Genomic DNA, 26,118 nt, shown 5'->3' on the forward strand with positions numbered 1-26,118 from the left:
ACATTCGATTATTCGCCTTTGATAAATTGACAATGGAAGATTTCTAAAAGCCAATATTTATCCCCTACAAAGAGATATTTTCTTAATAGTAATCACCAAAGGGGGATATTTGGATGCGATACACAACAATCAAGGTTGTAGCCTTGTTAGCGGCTACAGCCATAACAGTCTATGCTAACGAAGGCCCGTGCGACATTTACGCCAGGGCAAAAACTCCATGCGTCGCAGCACACAGCTTGACACGTGCACTCTACTCCAGCTACAGCGGGAACCTCTACCAAGTCCGCAGAGCCGATGGGCAAACCAAGGACATTCCTGTCGAAGAGCCGGGAGGCTTTGTCAAATCCTCCGTGCAAGACGACTTTTGTGCAGGTTCCAAATGCACAATTTCAATCATTTACGACCAGAGCAGCTACAAGAACGACCTGAAAAAATCGCCACCAGTCTATTGGCTAAAAGAAGGCGCCAAGGAAGCGGACGCCAACAGAGCCCCGATTTACATCAGCGGGCGCAAGGCTTACGGATTCTATCGCGACGCCTGGTCCGCTACCGGTTACCGCAATAACAACACCAAAGGTGTAGCCACCGGAGACGAAGAAGAATCCATGTACATGGTGGTTGATGGCAGGCATTACAACGACTTGTGCTGTTTCAACTACGGAAACGCAGAAACGACCGGTAACGATGACGGCCCGGGAACTATGGAATGCATCTACTTCGGAAGCGACAAGGACTGGGGCGGTCCAGGACAAGGGAACGGTCCGTGGGTAGCCGCGGACTTGGAAGATGGTGTATTCAAGGGAAACGATGCTGGTTGGCAATGGGGCAAAACCCATACGACACCGTGGCCAAACGCACTTTCTATTGAAGCAGACTATGTAACCGCCATGCTGAAAGGCCCGAACGACGGAACGTTCAAACTCAAAGGCGGCAGCGCCCAAAAAGGAAAACTCAACACCATGTGGGATGGCCCACGCAAAAGAGGCTACAGTCCACGCAAGCTGCAAGGCGCCATTGTGCTCGGTAACGGCGGTGACGGTAGCGACGGCGGCGCAGGAACATTCTTCGAAGGCTGCATGACAATCGGCAACCCGCCAGATTCTATTGACGATAAAGTCCAGGCAAATATTGTTGCCGCTGGTTACGGAAGCAAAATTGAGCTCAAGAAGCCTGATCCGATTGAACCGTTTAAGGATACGCTTACCATCCCGGGAAAAATCGAAGCAGAAAACTACGACAAGGGCGGCAACGGTCAGGGATTCTTGGACACCGACATTGAAAACGAGAATTCCCTCTACCGCGAAGACAATGCAGGCCTCGACAGCGCAGGCGACGCCATTATTTACGGCTGGGGTTATGCCAACGATTGGCTGCGTTATACGATAAAAGTCTCCAAAAACGATTCGCTCGACATTACCGCACGCGTATCGTCGCCAAGCGATAGCACATTCTTCTCCATTCTCGTCGATGATAAGGATATCGCCAAAATCATGGTGCCAAACACCAGCGATTGGAAAAACTTTGAAACAGTCACTACAACCGTGCCTGCAATTACAGCAGGCGACCATGTACTCAAAATTCAAATAGACAAGCCATACTTCAATCTTGACTGGATTGAATTTACAGCGGCAAAAGAAAAAACAGCTTTGCCACAATTCAGCCTGCGCACAAATTCATCGCAAATTTACTCCGTCTATGATGTCCTTGGGAACCGCGTGACCTCATTCCAAGCAAGCGAAAGCTCTATGCAAAACATTTGGGATAAAGCTCGTGTAGATCTACCAGGTGGCATTTACGTCATCAAGACCAATAGCAAAACAATCCGAATTTCAAATACAAAATAACACACTCCTCACAACCAAACTCACTTAAGTAGGCTTCGCAAGAAACCTACTTTTCAATTATATAAAACTTTACTATTATTTTAACACAACCTAAAAAGGAGATTCTATGAAAAAGATTTTATCGATTTCGCTTATTTTCGCTGTACTAGTACTTTCTGGTTGCGCCATTCTGACGGGGACAAGAATGCGCCCCATCGTTCTTGGACAGATGCTCATCTACGTCCGTGTATCAACAGCAAAAGCATATATTGCGACAGAAATGCCTGAGAAACTCGAAATTGACACCCCATACAACGTCAACTTCCCTTTTTATTACAAAAACGCTGTTCATGACACCACTAAAGGAATCGCCTCCGTTACGTTATTTAATGAAGATTTAGAAATGGGTTTCATACTCGCGTCATACAGCAAAGCTGTACAAAACAATCCTGAAGTTTTCCAAAACGACATAAGCGATTCATTAAAGACGACCAGAATTTTCACCGCTTACGATGAATTTTTCAAAGATTGTACAAATGAAAACCTTATCGATGCTGACTATAATTCCGAAAAAAAGTATACACACAGATGCTACAAAATAACACATGATGACGGAACGCCAGAGGAAACCTGCATCGCATCAAGATTAACACCCAAAGGAAATATCGTTGTTGTTTTCATGCGTAGTTTAACGTTTGACACAAATGTTAGGACAGAACTTTTTGACGCCATTGAAAGTATAGAATTCAAAGACTAGAAACTCCTAAAATTTTCACATACAAGAACACCCCGCAAGCATAAACTTGCGGGGCGTTTCTATTGAAAGGGTGGTTTCGACTAGATCAATCCTTCGAAGAAATTATTTCCCTTGTCATCGACCAAGATGAATGCCGGGAAGTCCTTAATCGTGATCTTGCGGATGGCTTCCATGCCGAGTTCCGGGAAGGCCACGATGTCGTTGGACAGAATGTTCTGTTCAGCGAGGATGGCTGCCGGACCGCCGATAGAGCCGAGGAAGAATCCACCGTACTTCTTGCAGGCGTCGGTCACGTCCTGGCTGCGGTTGCCCTTAGCGACCATGATCATCGAAGCACCCTTGCTCTGGAAGCGCATCACGTACGGATCCATGCGGTTAGCCGTCGTCGGGCCGAAGCTACCTGTCGGCATGCCAGCCGGAGTCTTTGCCGGACCAGCGTAGTAAATCGGGTGGTCAGAAACAACCTTGAGCACGGTCTTTTCTTCGTCCGTGAGTTCTTCGCCGCGTTCCTGCTTGTCGAAGATTTCGGCAATCTTGGCGTGTGCCATGTCGCGGGCCACAATCATCGTGCCCTTGAGGGAGAGGCGCGTCTTCACCGGATACTTGGTGAGGTCGGCGAGCACTTCCTTCATGGGGCGGTCAAGGTCAATTTCGATAGCCGGAGCGAGGTTCACTGCGTTGCCAGCCGGGATGTAGTTTTCCGGATGGTGTTCCATCTTTTCGAGCCAAAGGCCGTTTTCGTCAATCTTTGCCTTGATGTTACGGTCTGCAGAGCAGCTTACGCCGATAGAAACCGGGCAGCTTGCAGCATGACGCGGAGCGCGGATCACGCGGACATCATGTACGAGGTACTTGCCACCGAACTGAGCGCCAATGCCCGTCTTCTGGCAAATGTGCAGAACCTTTTCTTCCATTTCGAGGTCGCGGAAGATACGGCCGCCTTCGGAACCGGAAGTCGGAATATCATCGAGGTAGCCGCAGCTAGCGAGCTTCACCATGTGCGTATTCATTTCGGCAGAGGTACCGCCAATCACGATAGCAAGGTGGTACGGAGGGCAAGCGGCTGTACCGAGCGTCTTCACCTTTTCGGCGAGGAACTTTTCCAAGGACTTCGGGTTGAGGAGCGCCTTGGTCATCGGCCAGTAATAAGTCTTGTTGGCAGAACCACCGCCCTTGGCGACGAAGAGGAACTTCATTTCGGCACCTTCTTCGGCGTGGATGTCGATCTGAGCCGGGAGGTTGCAACCGGTGTTCTTTTCTTCGTACATCGTCAAGGGAGCAATCTGGCTGTAGCGAAGGTTCTTGGTGGTGTAAGCGTTGTAGACACCTTCAGAAATTGCTTCGGCGTCATCAAAGCCCGTCCAAACCTGCTGACCCTTGTGGGCAACGCAAATAGCCGTACCGGTATCCTGGCAGAACGGGAGGATGCCCTTGGCGGCAACGCATGCGTTCTTGAGCATGGTGAGAGCGACAAACTTGTCGTTATCCGAAGCTTCCGGATCCTGGAGGATCTTTGCGACCTTAGCCGTGTGGGCCGGACGGAGGCAGAATTCAACTTCTTCGAAAGCAGCCTGAGCAATCTTTGTCAAAGCTTCCTTAGAAACCTTGAGAATCTTCTTGCCTTCGAATTCGGCGACAGAAACGCCATCTTTACCGAGACTTACGTATTCGGTTGTATCTTCACCGTGCTGGACGGTAGCTTCGTATTTGAATGCCATAGTAGATAATAGGGGTTAAGGGTTAATTCGTTACTTTCGGCTGTAAAAATAATTCTTTCCATTGAAAAAGCCACCCAACTTTGTACCACTTATCCCCCAGAACCGACCGTTCATCTCCTTTTTTCACATTTTTTTTGAACTTTTTTACTTTTTCCATGACCAAAATCACAGAAGATGTATTATTTTTGATAACGAAACAAAAAAATTCATTTTCCAAGAGGATTGAACGATGAAAAAAATTCTGCTCGCCACGATGATTTCGGCAGCTATGGTTTTTGCAGCTCCGGCCGCAAAAAAGGTTAGCAAGGCAGCCACAGCAAAGAAGGCCGTTGCCGCCAAGGTAGAAAAAGCAGCCGAAGCACCAGCTGCAGTAGAGGCAAAGGCTGCTGAAGCCACCGCCGCTGCTCAGACCCAGGCCGCAGATGCAACAACAGCCGCTCAGGCACAGGCTACCGCAGTAGCTGATTCCGCAAAGGCTCAGGCAACTGACGCCGCTGCAGCAGCCCAGGCTCAAGCCGCAGCAACAACCGAAGCCGCCCAGGCACAGGCTACCGCAGTAGTTGATTCCGCAAAGGCTCAGGCAACTGACGCCGCTGCAGCAACGCAGGCTCAGGCAGCAGCAACCGCAGACTCCGCCCAGGCCCAGGCACAGGCAGTCGTTGACACCGCTAAGGCTCAGGCCGCTGAAGCCTCTGAAGTGCTCGAAGCCAAGACAGAAGCTCCGGTAGACTCCGCCGCTCTCGCCAAGGCCGAAGAAGAAAAGAAGGCTGCCGAAGCAGAAGCTAAGGCAAAGGCTGAAGAAGAACAGAAGGTCGCTCAGGAAACTAGCGGTACCGCTAAGTCCGCCGTCATGGACAATCCGTGGGAATTCATCGCCGTTTCTGCAGCATTCATCGCCTCTGTTCTCGTGATCATCTTCACTGGGGACTAATAAGCGATTCAAAGAACGCTTTTCCAAAAGTTTTGAGACCGCCCGCAAGGACGGTCTTTTTTTGTAAACTTCTATATACAAATGTTTCTTACAAATTCACCACACGATTGTTTGCGGGACAGTAAAAAAAATGAGCATTCTCTCTATATGCTACACTTATTCCCACCACTAAGAAAAATCACAAAATTAGAGTATAATTTGAGAACAAAAAAAGCTTTTCCCGTAAAACATTTTTACATAAATAATCTATTTTATCTTTTGAGAGAATATAATTAGAGGGCAAGACTCGTTTTGCCCGATTTTTACATATGTAAAGGAGACAATGTGAGTATTAAGAAGTATCTGTTAGCTTTGTGCGCTGCCACCTCTGTAATGGCAGCACAGCAGGAACAACCGACTCCTTATGATCTGATTCGACCGACTTTCCCATTGACTTGGGATAGCACCGTATTCGATAGATTCGACACCACAGTTACGAAAAAGCACAACATGGTGCCAAGAAACAGGACTCCGGCAGCATACGCCCCGAATGCCCTGATTCCAGACACATTGAATCAAGCCTACCTCGACGCCATCAACGTCCGCATGTCTCCTATCCGCGTTAACCAGGCAGGTTATCTGGAATCGGATCTGGAACGCCAATTCTATTACATTGGTAACGCCTCCTCCTTTGAAGTCGTTGATGTCAACGGCAAATCTTTTAGCCCTGCTGTAATGGGCTCACTTACCCCTTCTGGTCAAAGCATTTCGTCGGACTGGACAATTATTGCAGGCACTAACGCCGCCACGAACGACCAGAAACGCTACCAAGTTGATATCACCGGCCAAGCCGGCAAGCTCATGATCGGTCACATTCCGCAGGGCGTCCCAACCGACACGCGTCTCCGTATCAAGGTCGGTAACGATATTTCGAGCACATTCATTATCTCCAACAAGGTTTACTCCATGGTGAAGGATGCCGCCCTCAAGTTCTACGGCATCAACCGCAGCGGTGATGGTGATTCCTGGTTCCATGCAGCAAGCCATATGAAGGATGGCGCCGGTGCTGTAGTGACGGGAGCAGAAGATGTTCGAGATCAGTATAACGCAGCTCTTGCTGGAACGTTGCAAGGTGGCTACTATGACTGTGGCGACCACTTGAAGGAATCCCAGACCCAGATGTACGCATTCATGGTTGCAGCAGTCCTTGCAGCAACAAACGCCGATGCCGACGAAGACCATTACGCATTCAACCATGGCGAAACGGTCAATACCGATGGTATGCCGGATATGTTGCGCGAAGCAAAGCATGGAGCAGATTATGTGTTGCGAGCCTATATTCGCGCCAAGGGCGTGATTGACGACATGGCTCTTTCTGTGGGTAACTTTGGTTCTGACCACGGTTGGTGGGGCCGCCCCGAAAACAGCGACAAACTGCCTGTTGACGGATCTGCCGCAGCTACAGACCGTGGCGGTCCCATGTCGCGTACAGTGCGCCTAGGTGAAATTGGAGCAAACATCGGTGGCGAAACTGCAGCAGGCCTTGCCCTTGTGGGTAAGCTTTATTCTGAATACCCTGAACATAAGGCTTTTGCCGATAGCTGTTTGAAGGTTGCAAAGGAAATGTATGACTTTGCAAAGTCTATGGCTCAAGGCAAGGTTTATAAGAATAATACCGAAGCTGCCGGTTGGTCTTCTCCAGCCTACAACGGCAATAACGAATACTTTGACGACCTTGCGCTTGCGTCTGTTGCCCTGTGGTATGCAACTGGAGATTCGAAGTATGGCGATGATGCTATTCGTTCCAAGACGCTTGGCACGACGGTTCCTCAGTCGTTCATGGAAAACTGCGTGGGCTGTTTCGACGGTGGCTGGTTCGTGACCGACAACAAGGGTTTCCTTAAGAATGTGAAGAACACCAGCTGGGCCAACGCCTATGCTTATGCGACCTATGCCCTTTACAAGTTGATTCTTGCTGACGAAAACAAGGCTATTAATGAATTTGGCATGACCAAGGAAGAACGTCTCAACGCCATTGAAGACTGTATCATGAGCATGATCCATAACTTGAGCGATGTGAGCGCCGGTACGGCGACAATCACCTTGCCCCGCAAGGATCCTTCCAATTACATGGTTCAAGATATTGGCTGGAAGGGCAATGAAGTCAAGTACGACCCCATCTGGTACTCAATGCAGACGGACCAGACCTGGATTTACAACCGTTACCAAGCGGGTAACATCTTCGAAGTTTTGGCTTATGCTGACGTAGCAAAGGATATTGAGAAGCAGAATCTTTCTCTTCCGAACTTGGGAACCCCTAACTGGAAGGCCGACGAAATGTTCCAGTTGGGTATCAACCAGCTGAACTACCTCTTGGGCGTAAACCCGTGGGATGTGTCATACATTTTGGGTATCGGCGACAAGAACGACGCCCATCCGCACCACCGCGCAGCAAACCCCGAAGGCAAGAACCAACCGGGTGCCGCTTACAAGTATAATCCGCCTGTAGGAGCACTTTATGGCGGCGTGACTCCGGGAACGACGAACTCCATGGTTCCTGACAACAAGAGCTGGGAAGACTACCACAAATCTGAAACCTGTATCGATGCTGCCGCAACGCTCGTCAGTTCGGGTATGATAGCTTCGGCCAAGTTTGACCGTACGGCCGCACCGGACATTAGCGTAGAAATCCGCCATGTGAGCATGGACTCGGCGATTGTCATGATTAAGCTCACTCAGCGCGGCACAACCGTCATTTCTTACGGCACAACTGAAGGCCAGTACACTCTAAACGCAGTAGACTCTGTTGCCGGGATCCAACACGAAATGGTTTTGCGAGGTCTCACCCCAGGTACGACCTACTACTTCTACGTTACCGGTTCCAACGCTTACAAGCCAGAGAACTCAAAGACAAAGTTCCTCGTGGATAGCACGCAGACTCCGTTCACATTCACGACACTCAGCACCATCGAAAACGCAAACATCGCAAACGTTACCGTCTGTAACGTCAGTGCCGACAGCGCCGAAATCATGTGGTACACCCCGAACGGAGAATACGAATCCAAGATCTACTGGGATACAATTCCGCACTCCAAGGCCGAAGAATTTGCATTCAATACAGGAACGGGAAATGCAGACGTGTCCGGCATTCCGACCCAGTTCCACTACGTAAAGATTGGCGGACTTAAAGAAAAGACGACCTACTATTTTATGGTCGAAAGTAACGGCGTACAGACTAATGTCGACGACAAGGGCAACCTCCTCAAGTTCACGACGCCTGTCGGCTGGTACGATTTCTCAGTCCGCGCCTATCAATACGAATTTGGAGGAACGGAATTCCTAAATCTCAACATTTACAATAACGAAGCACGCGCATTCGACAGCCTTACTTTGCGCATGTACTTCAGTGCAAAGCCCGAAGAAGTAGAAAAGTGCGCCACGTTGATAGACTCCGACATCTGCCAAGCTTACGACGAAGCAGGCTTCAACAAGCCCTGCGAAAACGACCGCGAACTCCGTGACTTGATGCGTGCCGCATTACCGGTCCGTTTGGACGACACATACAATCCGACAACAGGTAAGTACGCTTACTACTTCCCAGTGCCGCTGGGTTCCTCGATTATCAAGTCCCAGTCTCGTCTGCGTGTTGATTTGACCTATTCTTCGGGTATTAGCAATGATGGCTACAAGACTTGCGAAACTCTTCGTGCTCCGGCCAAGAAGCACATGGACAAGACTACAGGAGACTGGTCTTGGGCTCCGCACGAATTCCTCGTCGATGGCGCAGACTATGATGGCATGCCTCAAGAAGACAAAGACTACGGCGACCTTGACAACGATATCCCGGTAAACCCCTATATTGTCGTTTATCGTAAAAACGAATTTATTTGGGGTTTCAGCCCTTCCAAGAGCGAAATGGAAACCAAGAAAGCAAACTACCAGATGGACGTGACATTTGACCCTCCGTTCAACGTCTCCAACGGTTCCCATATCGACATTGACCAGACTAGCAGCACCGTCCATGTGACTGGTTACGCTCACATCACTGAAGGTGGCTACGTTACAAAGATTTGGGCTAACGGCGTACAGATCAGCGGCGAAGCATTTGCTGACGGTACCGACAGATGGCTCTTGAACGAAGCTGGTACAGAAATTATCGCCAAGTACAATATGACCACCGACATGTGGGACCTCGATATTCCGGTCAAGATGGGTATCGGAAGCAACAAAATTGACATCACCATCTTTGCAGGCCCGAACCCCACATGTGAAAAATGCTCCGAAGGCGGTGGCTGCGCATTTGAGAACAGAAACTACTATATCAACTTCTCCAAGGGCGATGCTACAGCCTCGACACTTGTCATCAAGGATGCTGCAGGCAATCCGATTACAAGCCCTGCAAATACCGATGGCACAGTATTCTTTATTGACTTGATGGACAAGGATAAGATCAAGGGCAACGTGCAGACGCTCGAAGTCCAGGTTCTCAACAACAAGAAGAACGATGTCCTCAAGGTCACCTTAACGGCAGACGCCGCCAATCCGGGTCACTTTGTCGGTGGACCGATTACAGCAGTCAGCCACTCCAAGGAAACTAGAAACGCAGCTTCCGAGATTTCGTTCTTTGCAGGCGACACCATCCAGGTTGTCTATACCGACCCGGATGACGAAGACGATGTTTCCAAGCAGACGTTCTACGCTGAATCCAAGGTTCCGTCTCCGCAGACCGTTCTCGCCGAAGACAGCAACTGCGACAACAAGGCCGACCAGCTTAGAATCGTTTTCACGAACAAGCTCAGCGCCGATTACCCGCTGGATAGCATCAGGTACTTTATCGAAGGCATGAGCGATACGGTCAGCGTTCCGCTTGTCGCAGCAAACTATACAGACAAGAACGAAATCCTCATCGCTCTTGACACAAGCCTCATTCCGACCAATGCAAATCCGTCCGGAAAGATTACGACTTACGTCGCCGACCGCGGTGTCGCAAACGCCGAAAGCGCAAAAATTACCGATGGCATCCTCCCCACTCTCGTGAGCGTGTCCATCCTCGAGAAATCGGACAACGACGATAGCGGTCTCGATACCGTCATGATAGCCTTCTCGGAACCGGTCATCTTCTCGAACATGAACGAATGGCCGCTCGTGATTGCAGGTACAACTAGCGCACCGACTCTCGCGGCAGCCCCGACGACAACGAACAACGGCAAGAGCTGGCAATTGATTATCAGCGGAAACGTGAACAATTCGCTTGTACCGATTGGAGCTTTGGCTAGTGCAAGAACGACTGGCGGATTTACGATTACCGACCAGAACTTCAACCAGATTAACCCGGCCGGCTGTAACCCGAGCGTCCCAGTAACGCTTATTTCTCGCCCGGTCCCGGTCTACCATGCCGATATGATCGACAAGGAAGGCGACGGTGTTCCGGATGTGGTTTACATCGTATTCGAAAGAAAGCTCAAGCCGAAGGATGTCTTCGACAGCATCGTAACAGTCTGGGGAAACCCGGGCATTACACGCTCGTTCATCACGACAGCAGATACGACCGGAGGCGTCATTGTGCCGAAGGAAAGCTACTGGACTATCCGCGATACGGTTTCGGCTCCGTTCACGATACAGATTGATTCTGTTACGACAAAGGATTCCGTCAACACCTATAGCATTATCGAAATCACTATTCCGGCAACACACGCCTATCCGTATGGTTCAACAAGTGGCGATAGAGATGGTAACGGAACCGTTTCCCCGCTCAAGGGTGCTGCAAACGGCTTCTTTGAAACGAACTACACGCTGTACGACAAGTGCGCACCGGTCATTTCGACCGCCCGTATGATCAAGAACGGATTGCTTACCGTCAACATCTCGGAACCGGTAACGGTCCTCGATGCAGGCAAGTACATCCAGCGTGAACGCGATGAATTCATCCCGTCTCAGGCACCTCAGGGAATGGGCAAGAGCTTCCTCTTCACCTACAACGAGAAGGATAACGTATTCCACGCCGGAGACCGCGTCCGCCTCGTTCCAAACATTCTCGGTTCTGCTTACGTCGACAAGAACAGCAACACTCCGACTATAGCAAATCCCTACGTCCGTATCACGGGTGACGACAACATCCGCTTCTCTGTAACGCTTTCGAAGCCGGTGTCCACACCGAAGGCTGGCGCTTACATGGGTCGCCCGGAAAGCGTCTCCAACGATGCATTCGTAACATCCGCAGTCATCAACGGCAAGCACAACTTCATCAACGGAGACGGAACCGTCATCGGTCAGGTAGACACCGCAGCCTACTTTGGCTCGGGCCCGAACTTCGAAATTGAAGTGATGATGCCTTCTGCAAGCTTCACGACACACGAAGGCTTGCCGATGTACAACTTCCATCTGAAGATTGTGACGGACCTTTACGACAACCTCGGACAGTACATCAATACCTACAAGCTCGATATTCCGAGCGAAAAGTTCCAGTCGATGCGAAACCTCATCGACAACGGAACTCTCAAGCTCAACATGGAATGGGCCGCCAAGGATAACGAAGCTCCGGTCGCCAAGAAGGGTAACAAGATTGGCACAGGCGCTTACATCGCGAAGTTTGACTTCACTGCGGAATCCTACTGCGCTGCTAAATTCGATGAATCGAGCAACGATTACAAGGCCAAGTGTACAGAAATCGGTGCCAGGGCAGAAAAGGCTTCTGACAGCAAGACCAAGACTCTCGGTTTCAAGAGAAGAAAGTAATTATAAACAGGCAGCCACCAGGATCTAGCCATCCTGGCGGCTTCTTTATTTTTGGGATAAAATAAGAGAAAATATGAAAAGATTACTCAGCATTGTTTCTTTACTGGCTATGTTCTGCATGGATTATGCAGAGGCAGAACTACCGAACATAGACAGAACATGTACCACCTGTAGCCGACGCTATTTGGACTCGTTGAACGTCTACAACAGACGCCCAATCCGAATGAACCAAAGCGGATTTAGACCGCAAGACTACAAGTACGCCTATGTCGCCGATCCAAAGGAAATGACATTCAAGGTCATTGATGCAAACAGTGGTAAGGAAGTTCCGGGTGGCGGAAACCTCTCGCTTATCAAGAAAGGCGCTACAAAGCCAAACATCTGGATCAATGGTGCATTCAACTCAATGGAAAGCATTTATGAGTTTGGTAAACAAGACTCCATCAGCACAGAAAAGGAAGACCTGTACCGAGCCGATTTTACGACGCTTTCGACAACGGGCGAATACTTCCTTGTCGTGGGCAAAGACACTTCGGCCACATTCCATGTACACCCATCCATCTACAACTCCATCCTCGAGAACTCCTTGCAGTTCTTCGGGATTCAACGCTGCGGTAACACAGATTCGCACTTCCACAAGCCCTGCCACTTGAAAGACGGCTCCAAAGTCGGACATGACTTGACGGGCGGTTGGCATGACTGTGGTGACCATTTCAAGGTTTCTGAAACTCTTGGCTATACCGCCTACGTGCTTTCGATGGTTTACCTTACCTACCCCAACAAGGCTGAAGACCGCTATGGTCATTCTTATGCAGACACAGTCTTTACAGACGGTATCCCGGATATTCTCTACGAAGCAAAAATCGGTGCCGATTACATACTCAAGCTTTACAAGGCCTCCAAAGAAGATGGATTGATTGCCCAAAATGACATGTACCATTCCGTGGGCGTTGACGAAAAGGACCACTCATTCTGGGACTTGCCGGAACGTCAGGACGCTCAGCCAGAATCTAAGGGCGGTCCAGACCGCGTTGTGCTCACAGGCATTGGCGCAAACACTTCGGGTATGTTTGTTGCAGCCCTTGCAAACGTCGCTGCCGGCTATCGCGTTTACGACCCAGCCTATTCTGATACGCTCATCGAAGCAGCAAAAGACATCTACAAGAACGTGATGATGCCGCTCTTTGACTATGGTAACGGAAACGAAATGGGAAAGACGACATCATTCCCTGGATTCTATACCGGTGGCGGTCCGCGTTATGACGATGGTGCGGCAGCTGCACTCGCCTTGTGGTACGCCACTAAGGACACGACCTACCGCTATGACCTTTACAAGAACACCAACATTTTCAACAACCCCACCAACTCTAGATTCAACCTGGACTACTTCAAGGCTGGATTCCTCGGCAACGAAAGTGGCTTTTCTCCTGGCGGCTGGGCAACTGACTACCAGAACATCCACACCTATGTGCTGTTCGCATTCCAGAACCTGATTTTGAAGAGCTCGGAAACAGCGGCCGAATTCGGTCTTACAGAAATCGAACGCGACTCCCTCTCGATGCGTACGATGGCAACATTCCGCAAAATTTTGAATGACGCCACAAACCAGGGTGACTCTACCGTTCTCGTCAATCCGGGGGTAAACTCCAACGAAAAAAGCGAAGCTCATGAAGGTCCGACAGACCTCAAGGTCATTACTCCCTACAACCTTGTATGGACTAGCTTTGACTGGGGCGTGATCCGCTACAACCTGGGTACAGCCGTTTCCATCTTCTTGATGTACGAACTCACGAAGGACGAACGCTATTTGAAAGTCGCTCTTGACAACATGTACTACGCCCTTGGCGCTAACCCGTGGGATATTTCCCTCTTGATGGGCGCAGGTGACAAGAACCCGCAACACCCGCACAACCGTTCTGCAAACCCCGATGGCTTCAATACCGGTGGCATGCCTTACCAGTACCGCTGCCCGAAGGGTGCTCTCATGGGTGGCCGCGATCCAGAAAAAACACTTATCGAAGACTGGAGCAAATACACCTCTACCGAAACATGTATTGACTTCTCGGCACAGTTCCTCTTCCCGGCACAGAGCCTTGCAGAAACGCTCCCGCCTGATAACGAAGGCCCGATTTTTAGCAACATCGTCGGAACGCCGATTACAGATTCTACCGCTATCGTAAGCTGGGACGCAAACGAAGTCGCCCTTGTTACGGTTTTCTACGACGTAGTCCCCAATTCTGCCAATCCGAAATCAGTGCAGCAGACCACAGCCTCTAAGGGCGGTTCTGTAACGCTTACCGGACTCATTCCTGGACAGACATATTACTTCTTCCTCGAAGGCATGGACACCAAGAGAAACATCACGACTGATGACAACCATGGTTATTGGTACTCCTTTACCATGACTCCCAAAATGACTGAAATCAAGGGAGTTACGATTTGCCAGGTCGACCATCGCAGTGCAAAGATTTACTGGTGGAGCACCGACCGTCTGAACGGCGTCGTCAACTACGGAAAGGCCAAGGGTGCCTACACTGAAACCCAAAATGCAAGTGGCAGCGCAGTCCTTTTCCACGAAGCCGAGCTCACAGGACTTGAAGCCGGTACGACCTATTACTTTACCGTTTCCTCGGGCGCAAAGACTTCTGAAGAATACTCATTTACCACAGAAAACCACGCCACCTACGCTGACCTCGATATTTCTTTGAAGCCGAGTTCTTACGGTGGAGAAGCCGCCTGTAGCCAATGGCAAGATTGCCATGCCTTCATCATGTCGCTTTCAAACAACGACACCGTACCATTCGAAGACTTTGAAGTGCGTATGTACCTCAAGGATCAAAACCTCTCCGCACTCGGAAACTGCCACCAAAACTTCGGAGGCGACGGTCAAATGGGTAAGCCGATTAACGTTACTTTCGGAACCGCTCAGGCAGACGGTTTTGGAGGCTATTATCTCCCCATTAACGTCAAAGGCAAACTAGAAGTTTCTGGACAGCTGATTATCCAAATTATTTTCCACAACTACGATCCTAATGTAAAGACAGTGAAATTCAGCGACATAGATAATTCCTGGTCACTCCGCGCACACACCGAAGAAACCGATCCAGAACATTTTGAAGGCATTGACTTGACTCAAGCTCCTTACTTCAAGGGTTCTGAAACGACATTCCTCGAATACAATTCCAGGGGTGAAAAAGTTGTCGCCTTTACCCGTGACCCCTATATTACCGTCTATTACCACGGCAAGCACATCTATGGTTACGGTCCGGACTACACACCTGAAAATGGGCCGCAAGTCAAACGCACCATCGAAACAACGTTCACAAGCCCGTTCGTAAGCCCAAGATATTCTGTTGAAAAGGAAGATCCGCTCACAACATACGCCGCCACAAGTAAGGTTACGCCAACGGGTGTCCTCGATGCCGTCGAAATGAACAGCAACCCGTATAAGTTTGACTACCCCAACCCCAACCGCACCGACTCTATCGCCTTCGGTACAGATACAACTCTCGTCTACGGCAACAACTACATGGAATGGGTCACCTGGCACAACAGAAATGCCAACCAGAAGACCGAAAACAAGTATGACTGCGCATGCGCCGTGGTCCGTAGCAACGTTGAAATCGACAGTATCACGAAACCGCTCGAAAAACGTTATCTCACCTTTGACAAGTTGCAAATTGAAGGCTACAAGGACAAGTTCATCGAAGTGCAGATATCACTCCTCGACAGCAGCCTGGCTGTTATCAAGGATGAAAAGAACCTGAACGTTGAGCTTGTTAGCGATGATCCGAACGTTCAATTCTACACAGATCCAACAGCAACAATTCCTGTAACAACAATCACACTCTACGATGGCGTAGCAACAATCTACGTAAGCTCCAAGGTCGCCGTAACGACAAACATCTACGCAACGCACGGCAATACCGCAGACTACGCCTATACACCCGCGACAGCGGTTCTCAATATCGCTGAACTCCCGCCATGGCCGATTATCGATGTGGCAAAGATTGTAGACCTCAACTGCGACCATATTCCTGATGCCATGGATATCACGCTATCCTCAGAATACGCAGAAAATCAGTCATTCACTTCAATTTCGTTCACCTATGGGGACAAGACTTACACCTCCGACAAGGTAAAATCCCTGAACGGCAAATCCCTCGTTGTAGAAATCAATGTTCCTCAAGAAATCGTAACGAATGCCACAGGCAAGATTACTCTTACCAGCAACATTCAAGGCACCACCAAGACGGTAGACGACTCCTACGGAGATGGCATTGCCCCGGCACTGCTCTCGGCAACGGTTCTTGAACGCCAGGATACATCTACAACCGACCACGTCTACCTGCAATTCAGCGAACCGATTTCCGCTCCTGGCACAATCTTCCCGCTGATTCTCTACGGTACGGACGGTGTAACTTTGGCAGCAACTCCAACCGTTCTTTCAGCTAAGCTCTACAACGAAGCCAAGAACATCTGGGATTTCGAAATTTCGTTTGGCGCAGGAAACGTCTCGCTCGTCACTGCAGGCATGTGGGGACAGCTGAATCCGGCAGGAACGATCACAGACTTGAACGGTAACGGCGTTGCAGGTCTCTGCACTCCGGAAAAGGTTGAAATTCTCCTGAAGATTTTGCCTGTTCCAATGACTTACGCTGTCATCACAGACAAGCTGCAAAACGGTTATGCAAGCCACGTGGACGTGACTTTTGCAAAGGCACTCGACGAAAAGCATACACCGGAAAAGTTGGAAATCATCTTCGGTATTGCAAAGCCCGAAACGCTCACTGTGGAAAAAGGCAAGTTTACGCTTATCGGCGAAAACCTCTCCATTGACCTCGAGAAACCCTTCCAGTTCGGCAATACCGCCGGTAACTACGAAGGCACAACTCCGGGCGGAAAGATGCTTAGCCATGCAGGGCTTGTCACGCAGTATCTCGGAACAGGCGCAGCAACCGAAACTAACGAAATTCTCGCAGAAGACAAGGTCGGTCCGGTATTCGTGTCGGCTAAAATCAACCAGACGAACACAACCGATATCGTAACCATTACCGCGAGCGAGCCTCTCATCATCGCCGATTCCTCTCAGCAGCTCTATAGACACAAGCGCTCCGACAAGCAGTCCAACGTGTTCACAAGCGGAGTTTCTAGCTGGAACTTCGTCCCGAATAACAACTCGCTTACGCTCCTTTACAATGGCGACCTCATGGGTCAAGTCATGGAAGGCGACTACGTGAGAATGGGCTCCATGATGACAAGCGTATTCAAGGATGCCAACGGCAACTATCCTGAATTTGAAGTTCCCTGGGTCCTTGTCAACGGCAATGGCGCTCCGAGAATCAAGTTCGATGTCAAGCTGCGTGAAATCGTCACGGATTTGACCCCGAGCAACCGCACCAAGATTGATGTCAACGAAACAATGCGATTCTACATCAAGAATCCGTCAACGAACAAGTTCGACCTCATCCAGAACGGCAAAATTACGCTTGCAGGCATTGACTCTGCCGATATTGGCGGTGCCATCTTTGATGCAAAGCTCACTGTGCCGCGTGGCGTATCGATGGCTGACGAATGCGCATGGGAAAATCTCCTTGTCAAGTTCAAAATCCCGATTTACTCAAATCTTGGAAACTTTGTCAACAGATTCCACAACTCCTTCAATGTGGATCCCAAGCTCTACCTCTCGCCCAACAACCAGGTGGAATTCGCCATTGAATGGGCTAACAAGGCTCCGTCTGGAATCCGTAGCAAGGACGATAGGGCTGTTGGCACCGGCGCATACATCTACAAGGCCGAAATTGAAGCTATATTCTCACCGAACATGAATATACCCGAAGTCAAGAACGATGCCAAGATAATCCAGAACTTCTCGTCGAAGACTTCGTTTGATCAGACAAAGACATTCGGTATAAAGAGGACTAAATAAAACTGTTCAGGTAACTGGGAAAATATGCAAGAGAGTCTATTTACAAACTCACCTTATGTTATTGCGCTAACCGTTGTTGCATTAATCATCGTATGCTATTTTCCCATCATGCTTGGACAAAAGACGTCAGTCAAGCAGCTCCCCAGATCCATACACCAGCTGGTGATTATCAGCATATTCTGGCAAGCGAGCAACTTGATTGGCGACATCTTTTTTAGCGGTGACAATTTTATTGCAGGCACAAAAGCCTATACGGCAAGGCAGCTCATATTCTGCACATCTGCCCTTGGTTGGATCCAGCTTGGAAACGCGATACAGCACACCGCCGAAATCAGCCTCAAGATAAAGAGGAAGAACGGCTGGAAGCTCATGAATATATTCGGAGCGCTGGCAATTCTGCTTTCGACTTATGCATTCATCAAGGATCCAAGTTACATTCCCGACATGAATTTCTTTGGATACAGACCTTTTGCCGAAAGGCCTGTATTCCACTTTTATACATTGCTGTTCTGCCTTTTTGTAGTCCCCAATATCATCGTGACGGGCTACATCATGCTCCGCAATATCGTGCATTCTAGCGATACGACACTCCCCCACCAGGTAAGCATATACATGTTGACCTCGTTCGTGTTTTTTGTAACGCTAGCAGCGCTTTTTGACTTTATCATCCCCATTTCAACAAAGTTCAACAATTACGACCAGTTCCTCAAATGGTCGCAGTTCATCTCCGTATTCCTCGCCGTTCTTTCCGGACAATACTTCACGTCCGTTTCATTCAAGAACAAGAGTGCTTCCTGGTTCTTGGACAAGCTAAAGGACAGGATGGTCGACGGAATCATCTATTACAACTACAAAGGTGAAATCCAGCTGGCAAACCCGGCTGCACTAAGCATTTTGCACACCACCCAAGAGGCGCTCCACAACAAGAAAATCACGTCCATATTTCCGCAGATTCAAGACCCGGCACGCGAATCAACTTACAACAAAATAAGAATCAAGATTGACAACGAAGACCATATTTTCAACGTCTCGATTTTTGAAATTCGCCAGTCGTTGACAACAAACTACAATGCGGCATTCTTTAGCGATGTTTCAAACACGCTTCATTACCAGCAGATTATCAAAAACCGCGATGAACAGTTCAAGGAATACCAGCTTGACCAGATCCGTTATCAGGAACGTCTGAACATTTGGAAAAAGAAGGTCGACGAAAGCAAGTACTTCCTGGACACGCTAATCAGTACGCTCCCCTTCCGTTTCTGGTCCAAGAACGAACAGGGCGTATTCATGACGCAGAACCAGAACGACATCAAGAACCGCGGAAACCTGCTACAGACATCCGAACCGGACAACAAGATTTTGCCACAGGAACTTCTAGCTCGTAACGAAGGCGAACCGCAGAGTTTCATTTCTTACGAACGAATTAAAAAGACGCTCAACGAAAATAACGAAGAAGAAGAAGATATCGAAATTTTGAAACAGGACGACTACAACATGGCCGTCCGCAAAGGGGTTGCCAAGGATATCATGATTTTCAACAACATGTTCATCCCCATCATGGCCCCGCGCAAGCCGTACAAAATAATCGGTATCAAAATTGACATTACCAAGGAAATGCGTCTTGAGAAAGAACGCGACATGCTGCAAGAACAGAAGCACATCCACTCGAGGCTCGAAGAACTTGGCACCATCTGCGGTGGCTTCGCCCACGACTACAACAACATTCTCGGTTCACAAATCGGGTTCTGCGATCTCGCCCTTGAAGTGCTCGACAAGGATAACCAAGCTTACATGTTCATCCAGGAAGCACGCAAGGCGGCCACACGCGGCAAGGAATCGCTCGAGGAACTCCTGAACACCATCCGCGGAAAGACTTCCGAGAAGGACAAGCTCACGGAATTTGCACCGTACATGATTATTGACGACGTGGTGAAGAAGCTCTGGATTACGCTCCCGCCGAACGTGAAAGTCAAGGCCGAAAAACTAGACAAGAACATCCGCATCGTCGGAAACGTCTCGGCACTTGACCGCATTATCAGCAACCTCGCAAACAATGCCATCTTCGCCATGAAGGAAAACGGCGGTACGCTCACAATTGCCCTCAAGCGCGAAGTGCTCACGGAACCGCTCATTACGCCGTACGCCCCGCAAATTGAAGCAGGTACGTATGCCAAGATTACAGTCGAGGATACAGGCACCGGCATGGACACCGCCACCCTCGAACGCATCTTTTCACCGTTCTTTACGACCAAGGCACCGGGTGAAGGCCTCGGTTTGGGCCTATCTTCGGCATTAAGACTGCTAAAAGAAGGCAATGCGGGCTATACGGTACAAACAACCTTGGGCGAAGGAACTATTTTTAATCTATATTGGTCTATAAGAAACGAGAAAATGGAGGCTTAATGTCTACAATACTCATCATTGACGATGACGCTCAGCTCAACCTCATGTTGAAGTCTGCTCTGGAATTAAAAGGTTATACTGTCGATACTGCTAGCAACGGTAAGAAAGCAAAGACTCTTTATCAGAAGAACACGTACGATGTAATCATCACCGACATTATCATGCCGGAAGGTGACGGATTTGAAGTTGTCCTTGACCTCCGTCGCATGGGCATGAGCGACCGCACGATCGCGATTAGCGGTGGTGGCCGTACTTCTGCTGAAGACTATCTTGCAACGGCTCAGCACTTCGATGTAGCCGCAATTTTCAGCAAGCCGCTGGATCTCCAGCAGCTCCGCAACAAAGTTGACGAGATTATCAAAGCACATTCGTAATAGCATAAATGATGAATATCCTGATCGCTGATTTTGATCGGAAATTTGTCGAGGAGCTACAGCGCAACTGGTCCATCGCCGGAACGAACCTCCTGGTCTGCTCCGACGAAAAGACTCTAATGCCGCTAATAAAAAAGACGTCGATAGACCTTGCGTTTATCGAGGTTCCTTTTTTAATGCTCGACAATATGGATTTGATCAGCTATTTGAAGGAACGCCAGCCTGGTGTAGAAATCTTTGTGCTGTGCGATGACCGCAACTGGCAGGGGGCCGCTAGCGCCATCACTCGTGGTGCAAGCAGCTTCTTGAAGAAGCCGGTCACGCTATCGCTCCTTGAGAGCACGACAAGCAAGATCCAGGCTCAGCAACAAAATAAGTCCAACACACAGCTCATGGAATCCCAAGTGTTGGACAGCCTTCTCGGCGACACGCCCGAGATGCGCAAAATCCTCAAGACAGTTTATAAGGTTGCACCGACTAACAGCACTTTGCTTATAACCGGCGAGTCTGGTTCGGGCAAGGAATTTTTGGCAAACGTCGTCCACCGCTACAGCAAGCGCGCGAACGAACCGTTTGTGCCGGTCAACTGCGGCGCCATCCCCGAAAACCTCGTGGAAAGCGAACTCTTCGGTAGCAAGAAGGGATCGTACACAGGCTCTACCGCCGACAAAAAGGGCTTGTTTGAATCCGCCAATGGCGGTACGCTTTTCCTCGACGAAGTCGGCGAGCTTTCGCTTGCAACGCAAGTGAAGCTTTTACGTTTTCTGCAAAGCCACGAGATTCGTCGCGTGGGCGAAACGGAAGCCCGCTATTTGGACATCCGCATTATCGCAGCAACCAACCGCGATCTGCAAAAATCCATGCACGAGGGGCGTTTCCGCGAAGACCTTTACTACCGCTTGAATACGTTCCACTTGCAGCTCCCGCCGCTCCGCGACAGGAAGCCCGTCATCCCGAACTTGATTCGTTACTTTATCTTAAAGAACAAGGAAGCGCAGGGCAAGGAAATCCATGACCTTGAACCCGCCGCTCTTTATGCTTTGACAAAGTACCCCTACCCCGGAAACATCCGCGAGCTCGAAAACATCATGGAGCATGCGATTGTGCTTTCGGAAGGTGGAGTCATCAAGCTCGAAGACTTGCCGGAATATGTGCAGGTGGAAGCCCGTGAAAAGGCGGTTGCGATTCCGCATATCAAGGAAGCCGGCGGCCTTAAAGAAAGCGCTAGCGAGCCTGTTTTCGACAACGCCGAAGATGCGGAAGAGAATGAAAAGTCTGTCGAGAATCCTCTCGGAAAGCCGATTCATTTTGAACCGATTTCGGGCAAGACGGATAGAGCAGGGCTTTTGACGCACAACCCGACGAAGTTCATCACGCATAATCCTGCGCCCGAAGAAGAAGAAATTCTTTCGCTCGACGAGATGGAACGCAGGCACATTCTGCATGCGCTCAGCATTTGCAAGAACAACAAAACGGAAGTCTGCAAAAAACTCGGCATTAGCCGCGCTACACTTTGGCGCAAGCTCAAAGAGCTTAAAATTGAAATGGACGGCGGAGAGGAGTGAGCGGCTACGCCGCAGTTGGCAGAACTTAGACAGCTACGCTCTTACCTCATACCTCAACGAGTGTTGCGACTAAGCAGGAATCTTTCGTTGAACCGCTACCGACAAAGTCTACGTCTTGGGATTTTTTCCAAGACGTTTTTGCATTCGGATGCACGGAAGAAACAGCGGCGAGGACATCGCGAGCAAAAGCGGACAGGTTGAATTCGCTGTAGTTGGAACTCACCATGAAAAATCCGCCGGAATTCAGAATCGTAGCACAGTCGGCAACGAGCGGCATCAAGTGTTCGCGCACGTTAAAGTTAAAGCCCTTAAAGCGAGCAAAGCTTGGCGGGTCCAGCACGATGCCGTCAAAACGGAGCCCTTTCTTTTGAGCCCAATGCACGTATTCGATAGCGTTACCGCGGAAGAACTCGCCAGGACGCAAATCAAGGCCGTTTAAGGCATAATTTTCACGGCCCTTGTCGAGAATCTTGCCGCTGATATCGGCGTTTGTAGCAACCGCAGCACCGCCTAGACGGGCGTGTACGGAGAAGCTGCACGTATAGCTAAAAAGATTGAGGAAGCGAAGGCTTTCACCGGACATGGCGCGGAATCGTTCTTCGACTTCGAGGCGCACGTGACGCATATCCAAAAAAAGTCCCGGATTGATTGTATCGAGCAAGTCCACATGGAATTGAGCATTGCCTTCGCGAACGGTTCCAACGGCATCTTCACGCGTACCAATCACGACATCCATCGGAGCGTTCTCAAGCGATTTTCCAGAGCTCGAAAGGCGTTCCTTAGAGACTACGCAAACGGGATTGAAAAGAGCGGCCAAGGCCTCGACAATTTCAGTTTTGCTCGTCAAAAGCTCCGGTCCAAAAAACTGCATCTGGTAACGGTCGCCGAACTTGTCTATCGTGAGTCCCGGGAAACCGTCGGCAGCGCCATTCACAATGCGCAAAGCATCCGTTACATCAAATAACTGGGCGCGCTTGGATAATGCAGACTTTAAAAGATCGGAGTATTTATAATTCATAAGAAACTGCAGCTATGAGGTATGAGCACGGTCGCCTCCGGCTCCCTCTGAGGTATAAGATTTAATTCAAAGATAGCTTTTTATTGCAGAAATAATATCGCTCATACCCCAAAGCGTAGCGAGCCCAAACCTCAAAGGCGCACTGCGCCGCTCTACTTATCAAGAGTCTTGATTTGGTCGACGAACTCGCCTACTTCCTTGAATTCGCGGTAGATGGAGGCGAAACGCACATAGGCCACAGCGTCAAGCTTTTTGAGTTCCTGCATCACGAGGTTGCCAATCTGATCGTAGCTCACTTCAAAGCCTTCCGACATCTGCAACGAATTTTCCACGCGCGTCACCAGCTGTTCGATATCGTCCATGGAAACCGGGCGCTTTTTGCAGGAGTTCATAATGCCACGTTGCAATTTTTCGCGCTGGAAAGGTTCGCGCTCGCCGCTACGCTTAATAACGGTCAACGGCTGGACTTCGATATACTCACGGGTCGTAAAGCGACGGCCACAAGCACAACATTCACGACGACGACGAATGGACGAGCCACTCACGCGGCTATCGACAACCTTGTCGTTATCATTCTTGCAAAACGGGCAAATCATGCTTTGAATATAGCACTTTTTAATGGGAAAATGCGCAAAATCACAATAAAATTACATTGTTTTAGTAGGAAGTAGACAGTAGGCAGTTAGAAGTAGTGCAAAAAAACGGCACCGTCATCGGCACCGTTTTTTAAATGTTTCGATTGCGTTAGCTAATTAAGCGTTTGCTTTCTTGAAGTCTTCGACGTTCTTGGCGTATTCAGCGAGGTATTCCTTAGCGGCTGCGGCAACAGCTTCCGGAACGTAACCGAATTCCTTTTCGAGGACGCCTGCCGGAGCAGAAGCACCGAAGCGTTCGAGACCGGAGACCTTACCGAAGCCACCCACGACCTGGGCGAACAAGAGCGGAAGACCGCTGGACTTAGCAAACACCGGAGTCCACGGAGCGATGATGCTATCGCGGTAAGATTTCGGCTGCTTGAGGAAGAGAGCCGGGCTAATCATGGAAACCACGCGCACAGACTTGCCTTCGTCGCGGAGGAGTTCAGCAGCCTGGTGTTCGAGGAGAACGTCACTGCCGTTTGCAACCAAAGTAAGATCCGGCTTCTTGCCTGCGGCAGTGTTGTCGCTGACAATGTAAGCGCCCTGGCGGCAAGCCTTGGCAGCTTCGTAGCGGTTTTCACCCGGAAGCGTGTTCACGACCTGGCGAGTGAGGATGAGAGCCGTCGGGCTGTCGTTGTTTTCGAAAGCCATTTCCCATGCGGCAAGAGTTTCATAAGCGTCAGCCGGGCGGAGCACAAGCATTTCAGCCTTGCCGCTAGCCTTCGTGAGGCTTTCGAGCAAACGAATCTGCGTTTCGTGTTCAATCGGCTGGTGCGTCGGACCATCTTCACCCACGCGGAAGCTGTCGTGCGTAAACACGTACTTGACCGGGAGGCCCATGAGAGCGGCCATACGGATTGCCGGCTTCATGAAGTCACTGAAGACAAAGAACGTTGCGCAAATCGGATAGAGACCGCCGTGGAGAGCGATACCGTTTGCAATGGCACCCATCGTGAGTTCTGCAACGCCGACCTGGACAAATGCACCCTTGAAGTCGTTAGCGCGGAAGATGCCCGTCTTGTCGAGGAATGCCTGCGTGTTGTCGGAGTTCGAAAGGTCTGCAGAGCTGCAGATGATGTTGTGATAATTTTCAGCGAGGTAGCCAAGAACCGTACCGCTCGTGACGCGAGTTGCAACACCTTCCTTGATGTTGAGCTTGGAGAGGTCGATCTTGAGACCCTTGCCCGAGAGCCATTCATTGAGGGTAGCGGACTTTTCGGCGTTAGCCTTGTCCCAAGCGGCCTTAGCCTTCTTCCATTCGGCGACCTGCTTGCGGAGTTCGTTAGCGCGGGCTTCAAAGCCAGCCTTCACGTCGTCAAAGACCTGGAACGGATCGTCCGGATTGCCACCGAGATTCTTGACCGTAGCAGAGGTAGAAGCACCTGCGGCATTGAGCGGCTGACCGTGAGTAGAGACAGCGCCTTCGTAACTCTTGCCGTCTTCGGCGATAGCGCCCTTGGCCATCGTGGTGTGACCGTAGACAAGCACCGGCTTTTCGGTTTCGGCCCAAGCGGCCTTGAATGCCTTGCGGAGTTCAGCAATGTTGGAACCGTCGCATTCGATAACGCGGAAGCCCCAGGATTCGTACTGCTTCACGAAGTCATGGTCCATCACATCTTCGGTTTTGCAGCTGAGCTGGACCTGGTTTGCGTCGTAGAAGAAAATGAGGTTCGAAAGCTTGAGGTGACCTGCAATGCGGCCCACGCCGTATGCGATTTCTTCTTCGAGACCGCCGTCAGAAACGAGGCAGACGGTCTTGTGTTCGAGGATGGAGCCAAAGCGTTCAACCATGAAGCGTTCGGCGATAGCACCACCGAGAGCAATGCCGTGACCGATACCGAGCGGGCCCGAGGAGTTTTCAATGCCGAGGGCGACATCGACTTCCGGATGGCCCGGAGTGCGGCTGCCAAGCTGGCGGAAGTTCTTCACGTCTTCGAGCGTGAGACGGTTCGTAAGGACGAGTTCGGAGTAGAGGAGCGGACTCATGTGGCCCGGGTCCATGAAGAAACGGTCACGAGCCATCCAGTTGGCGTCGTCCGGATCGAAACGCAAGAATTCAGCAAACAAAAGCGTGATGGCGTCTGCGGCGCCCATGGCTCCACCCGGATGTCCGGACTTGGCCTTCTGCACCATCGCGGCAGAAAGGATACGGACGTTGTCAGCTGCTTTTGTAACTAATGAATCTTGCACGGTCTAACCCCTTTAGAGTTTTGTTTTTACGCGGCAAATTTAGTTTTTTCTTGCGAAA

At 50.0% G+C, this 26,118-nt stretch carries 12 protein-coding genes; 8 read left to right on the forward strand and 4 right to left on the reverse strand.

The genetic code is table 11. The annotated features are described in order from the left end of the window. Positions 1-113: 113 nt before the first annotated feature. Both FSU_RS15840 and FSU_RS03825 read left to right on the forward strand, forming a co-directional pair. Complete coding sequence (locus tag FSU_RS15840; RefSeq protein WP_012820231.1) at positions 114-1,844, forward strand: arabinofuranosidase catalytic domain-containing protein; 1,731 nt, start codon at positions 114-116, stop codon at positions 1,842-1,844. A 106-nt stretch (positions 1,845-1,950) separates the two neighbouring features. Next, complete coding sequence (locus tag FSU_RS03825; protein ID WP_012820232.1) at positions 1,951-2,580, forward strand: lipoprotein; 630 nt, start codon at positions 1,951-1,953, stop codon at positions 2,578-2,580. An 80-nt stretch (positions 2,581-2,660) separates the two neighbouring features. Here the strand turns inward: FSU_RS03825 and FSU_RS03830 are convergent, their stop codons facing one another. Beyond that, positions 2,661-4,298 carry a fumarate hydratase gene (locus tag FSU_RS03830; RefSeq protein WP_012820233.1) on the reverse strand — a complete coding sequence of 546 codons (1,638 nt, stop codon included), beginning with the start codon at positions 4,296-4,298 and terminating at the stop codon, positions 2,661-2,663. Positions 4,299-4,527: 229 nt separating this feature from the next. On the opposite strand from FSU_RS03830, the gene FSU_RS03840 reads away from it, so the two are divergent. From FSU_RS03840 to FSU_RS03865, 6 genes are all read left to right on the forward strand, one after another. Next, a complete protein-coding gene (locus FSU_RS03840) occupies positions 4,528-5,229 on the forward strand; it encodes a hypothetical protein (protein ID WP_012820234.1) in 702 nt (233 codons plus the stop codon). 324 nt (positions 5,230-5,553) lie between these two features. Continuing rightward, positions 5,554-11,943 (forward strand): glycoside hydrolase family 9 protein, encoded by a 6,390-nt coding sequence (locus tag FSU_RS03845; protein ID WP_012820235.1) that lies wholly within the window; start codon positions 5,554-5,556, stop codon positions 11,941-11,943. 73 nt (positions 11,944-12,016) lie between these two features. Beyond that, positions 12,017-17,872 (forward strand): glycoside hydrolase family 9 protein, encoded by a 5,856-nt coding sequence (locus FSU_RS03850; protein ID WP_012820236.1) that lies wholly within the window; start codon positions 12,017-12,019, stop codon positions 17,870-17,872. 108 nt (positions 17,873-17,980) lie between these two features. Continuing rightward, positions 17,981-20,275 (forward strand): ATP-binding protein, encoded by a 2,295-nt coding sequence (locus FSU_RS03855; protein ID WP_157747926.1) that lies wholly within the window; start codon positions 17,981-17,983, stop codon positions 20,273-20,275. Next, the gene (locus tag FSU_RS03860) at positions 20,275-20,649 is read left to right on the forward strand and encodes a response regulator (protein ID WP_012820238.1); all 375 of its coding nucleotides are present in this window, start codon (positions 20,275-20,277) and stop codon (positions 20,647-20,649) included. The genes FSU_RS03855 and FSU_RS03860 overlap by 1 nt, the downstream gene beginning before the upstream one ends. A gap of 8 nt (positions 20,650-20,657) precedes the next feature. After that, positions 20,658-22,214: a sigma-54 dependent transcriptional regulator gene (locus tag FSU_RS03865; protein ID WP_012820239.1), complete on the forward strand. Its 1,557-nt coding sequence runs from the start codon at positions 20,658-20,660 to the stop codon at positions 22,212-22,214. Between the two features lie 46 nt (positions 22,215-22,260). Here the strand turns inward: FSU_RS03865 and FSU_RS03870 are convergent, their stop codons facing one another. The 3 genes from FSU_RS03870 to FSU_RS03880 all read right to left on the reverse strand — a co-directional run bounded on the left by FSU_RS03870 (position 22,261) and on the right by FSU_RS03880 (position 26,060). After that, positions 22,261-23,232, reverse strand: coding sequence for a class I SAM-dependent rRNA methyltransferase (locus tag FSU_RS03870; RefSeq protein WP_012820240.1), 972 nt, complete (start codon positions 23,230-23,232; stop codon positions 22,261-22,263). A gap of 152 nt (positions 23,233-23,384) precedes the next feature. Beyond that, positions 23,385-23,828, reverse strand: coding sequence for a transcriptional regulator NrdR (gene nrdR / locus FSU_RS03875; protein WP_012820241.1), 444 nt, complete (start codon positions 23,826-23,828; stop codon positions 23,385-23,387). A gap of 156 nt (positions 23,829-23,984) precedes the next feature. Then, positions 23,985-26,060 carry a transketolase family protein gene (locus FSU_RS03880; protein WP_012820242.1) on the reverse strand — a complete coding sequence of 692 codons (2,076 nt, stop codon included), beginning with the start codon at positions 26,058-26,060 and terminating at the stop codon, positions 23,985-23,987. Positions 26,061-26,118 lie beyond the last annotated feature (58 nt).

The sequence above is a fragment of the Fibrobacter succinogenes subsp. succinogenes S85 genome (assembly GCF_000146505.1).
GTDB classification, from domain to species: domain Bacteria; phylum Fibrobacterota; class Fibrobacteria; order Fibrobacterales; family Fibrobacteraceae; genus Fibrobacter; species Fibrobacter succinogenes.

What these genes read in the sequence shown, in the direction of transcription:
- FSU_RS03850 (WP_012820236.1), top strand. Translation starts at nt 12,017, where the DNA reads ATGAAAAGATTACTCAGCATTGTTTCTTTACTGGCTATGTTCTGCATG.
- FSU_RS03825 (WP_012820232.1), top strand. Translation starts at nt 1,951, where the DNA reads ATGAAAAAGATTTTATCGATTTCGCTTATTTTCGCTGTACTAGTACTT.
- nrdR (WP_012820241.1), bottom strand. Translation starts at nt 23,828, where the DNA reads ATGATTTGCCCGTTTTGCAAGAATGATAACGACAAGGTTGTCGATAGC.
- FSU_RS03870 (WP_012820240.1), bottom strand. Translation starts at nt 23,232, where the DNA reads ATGAATTATAAATACTCCGATCTTTTAAAGTCTGCATTATCCAAGCGC.
- FSU_RS03830 (WP_012820233.1), bottom strand. Translation starts at nt 4,298, where the DNA reads ATGGCATTCAAATACGAAGCTACCGTCCAGCACGGTGAAGATACAACC.
- FSU_RS03855 (WP_157747926.1), top strand. Translation starts at nt 17,981, where the DNA reads ATGCTTGGACAAAAGACGTCAGTCAAGCAGCTCCCCAGATCCATACAC.
- FSU_RS15840 (WP_012820231.1), top strand. Translation starts at nt 114, where the DNA reads ATGCGATACACAACAATCAAGGTTGTAGCCTTGTTAGCGGCTACAGCC.
- FSU_RS03860 (WP_012820238.1), top strand. Translation starts at nt 20,275, where the DNA reads ATGTCTACAATACTCATCATTGACGATGACGCTCAGCTCAACCTCATG.
- FSU_RS03865 (WP_012820239.1), top strand. Translation starts at nt 20,658, where the DNA reads ATGATGAATATCCTGATCGCTGATTTTGATCGGAAATTTGTCGAGGAG.
- FSU_RS03840 (WP_012820234.1), top strand. Translation starts at nt 4,528, where the DNA reads ATGAAAAAAATTCTGCTCGCCACGATGATTTCGGCAGCTATGGTTTTT.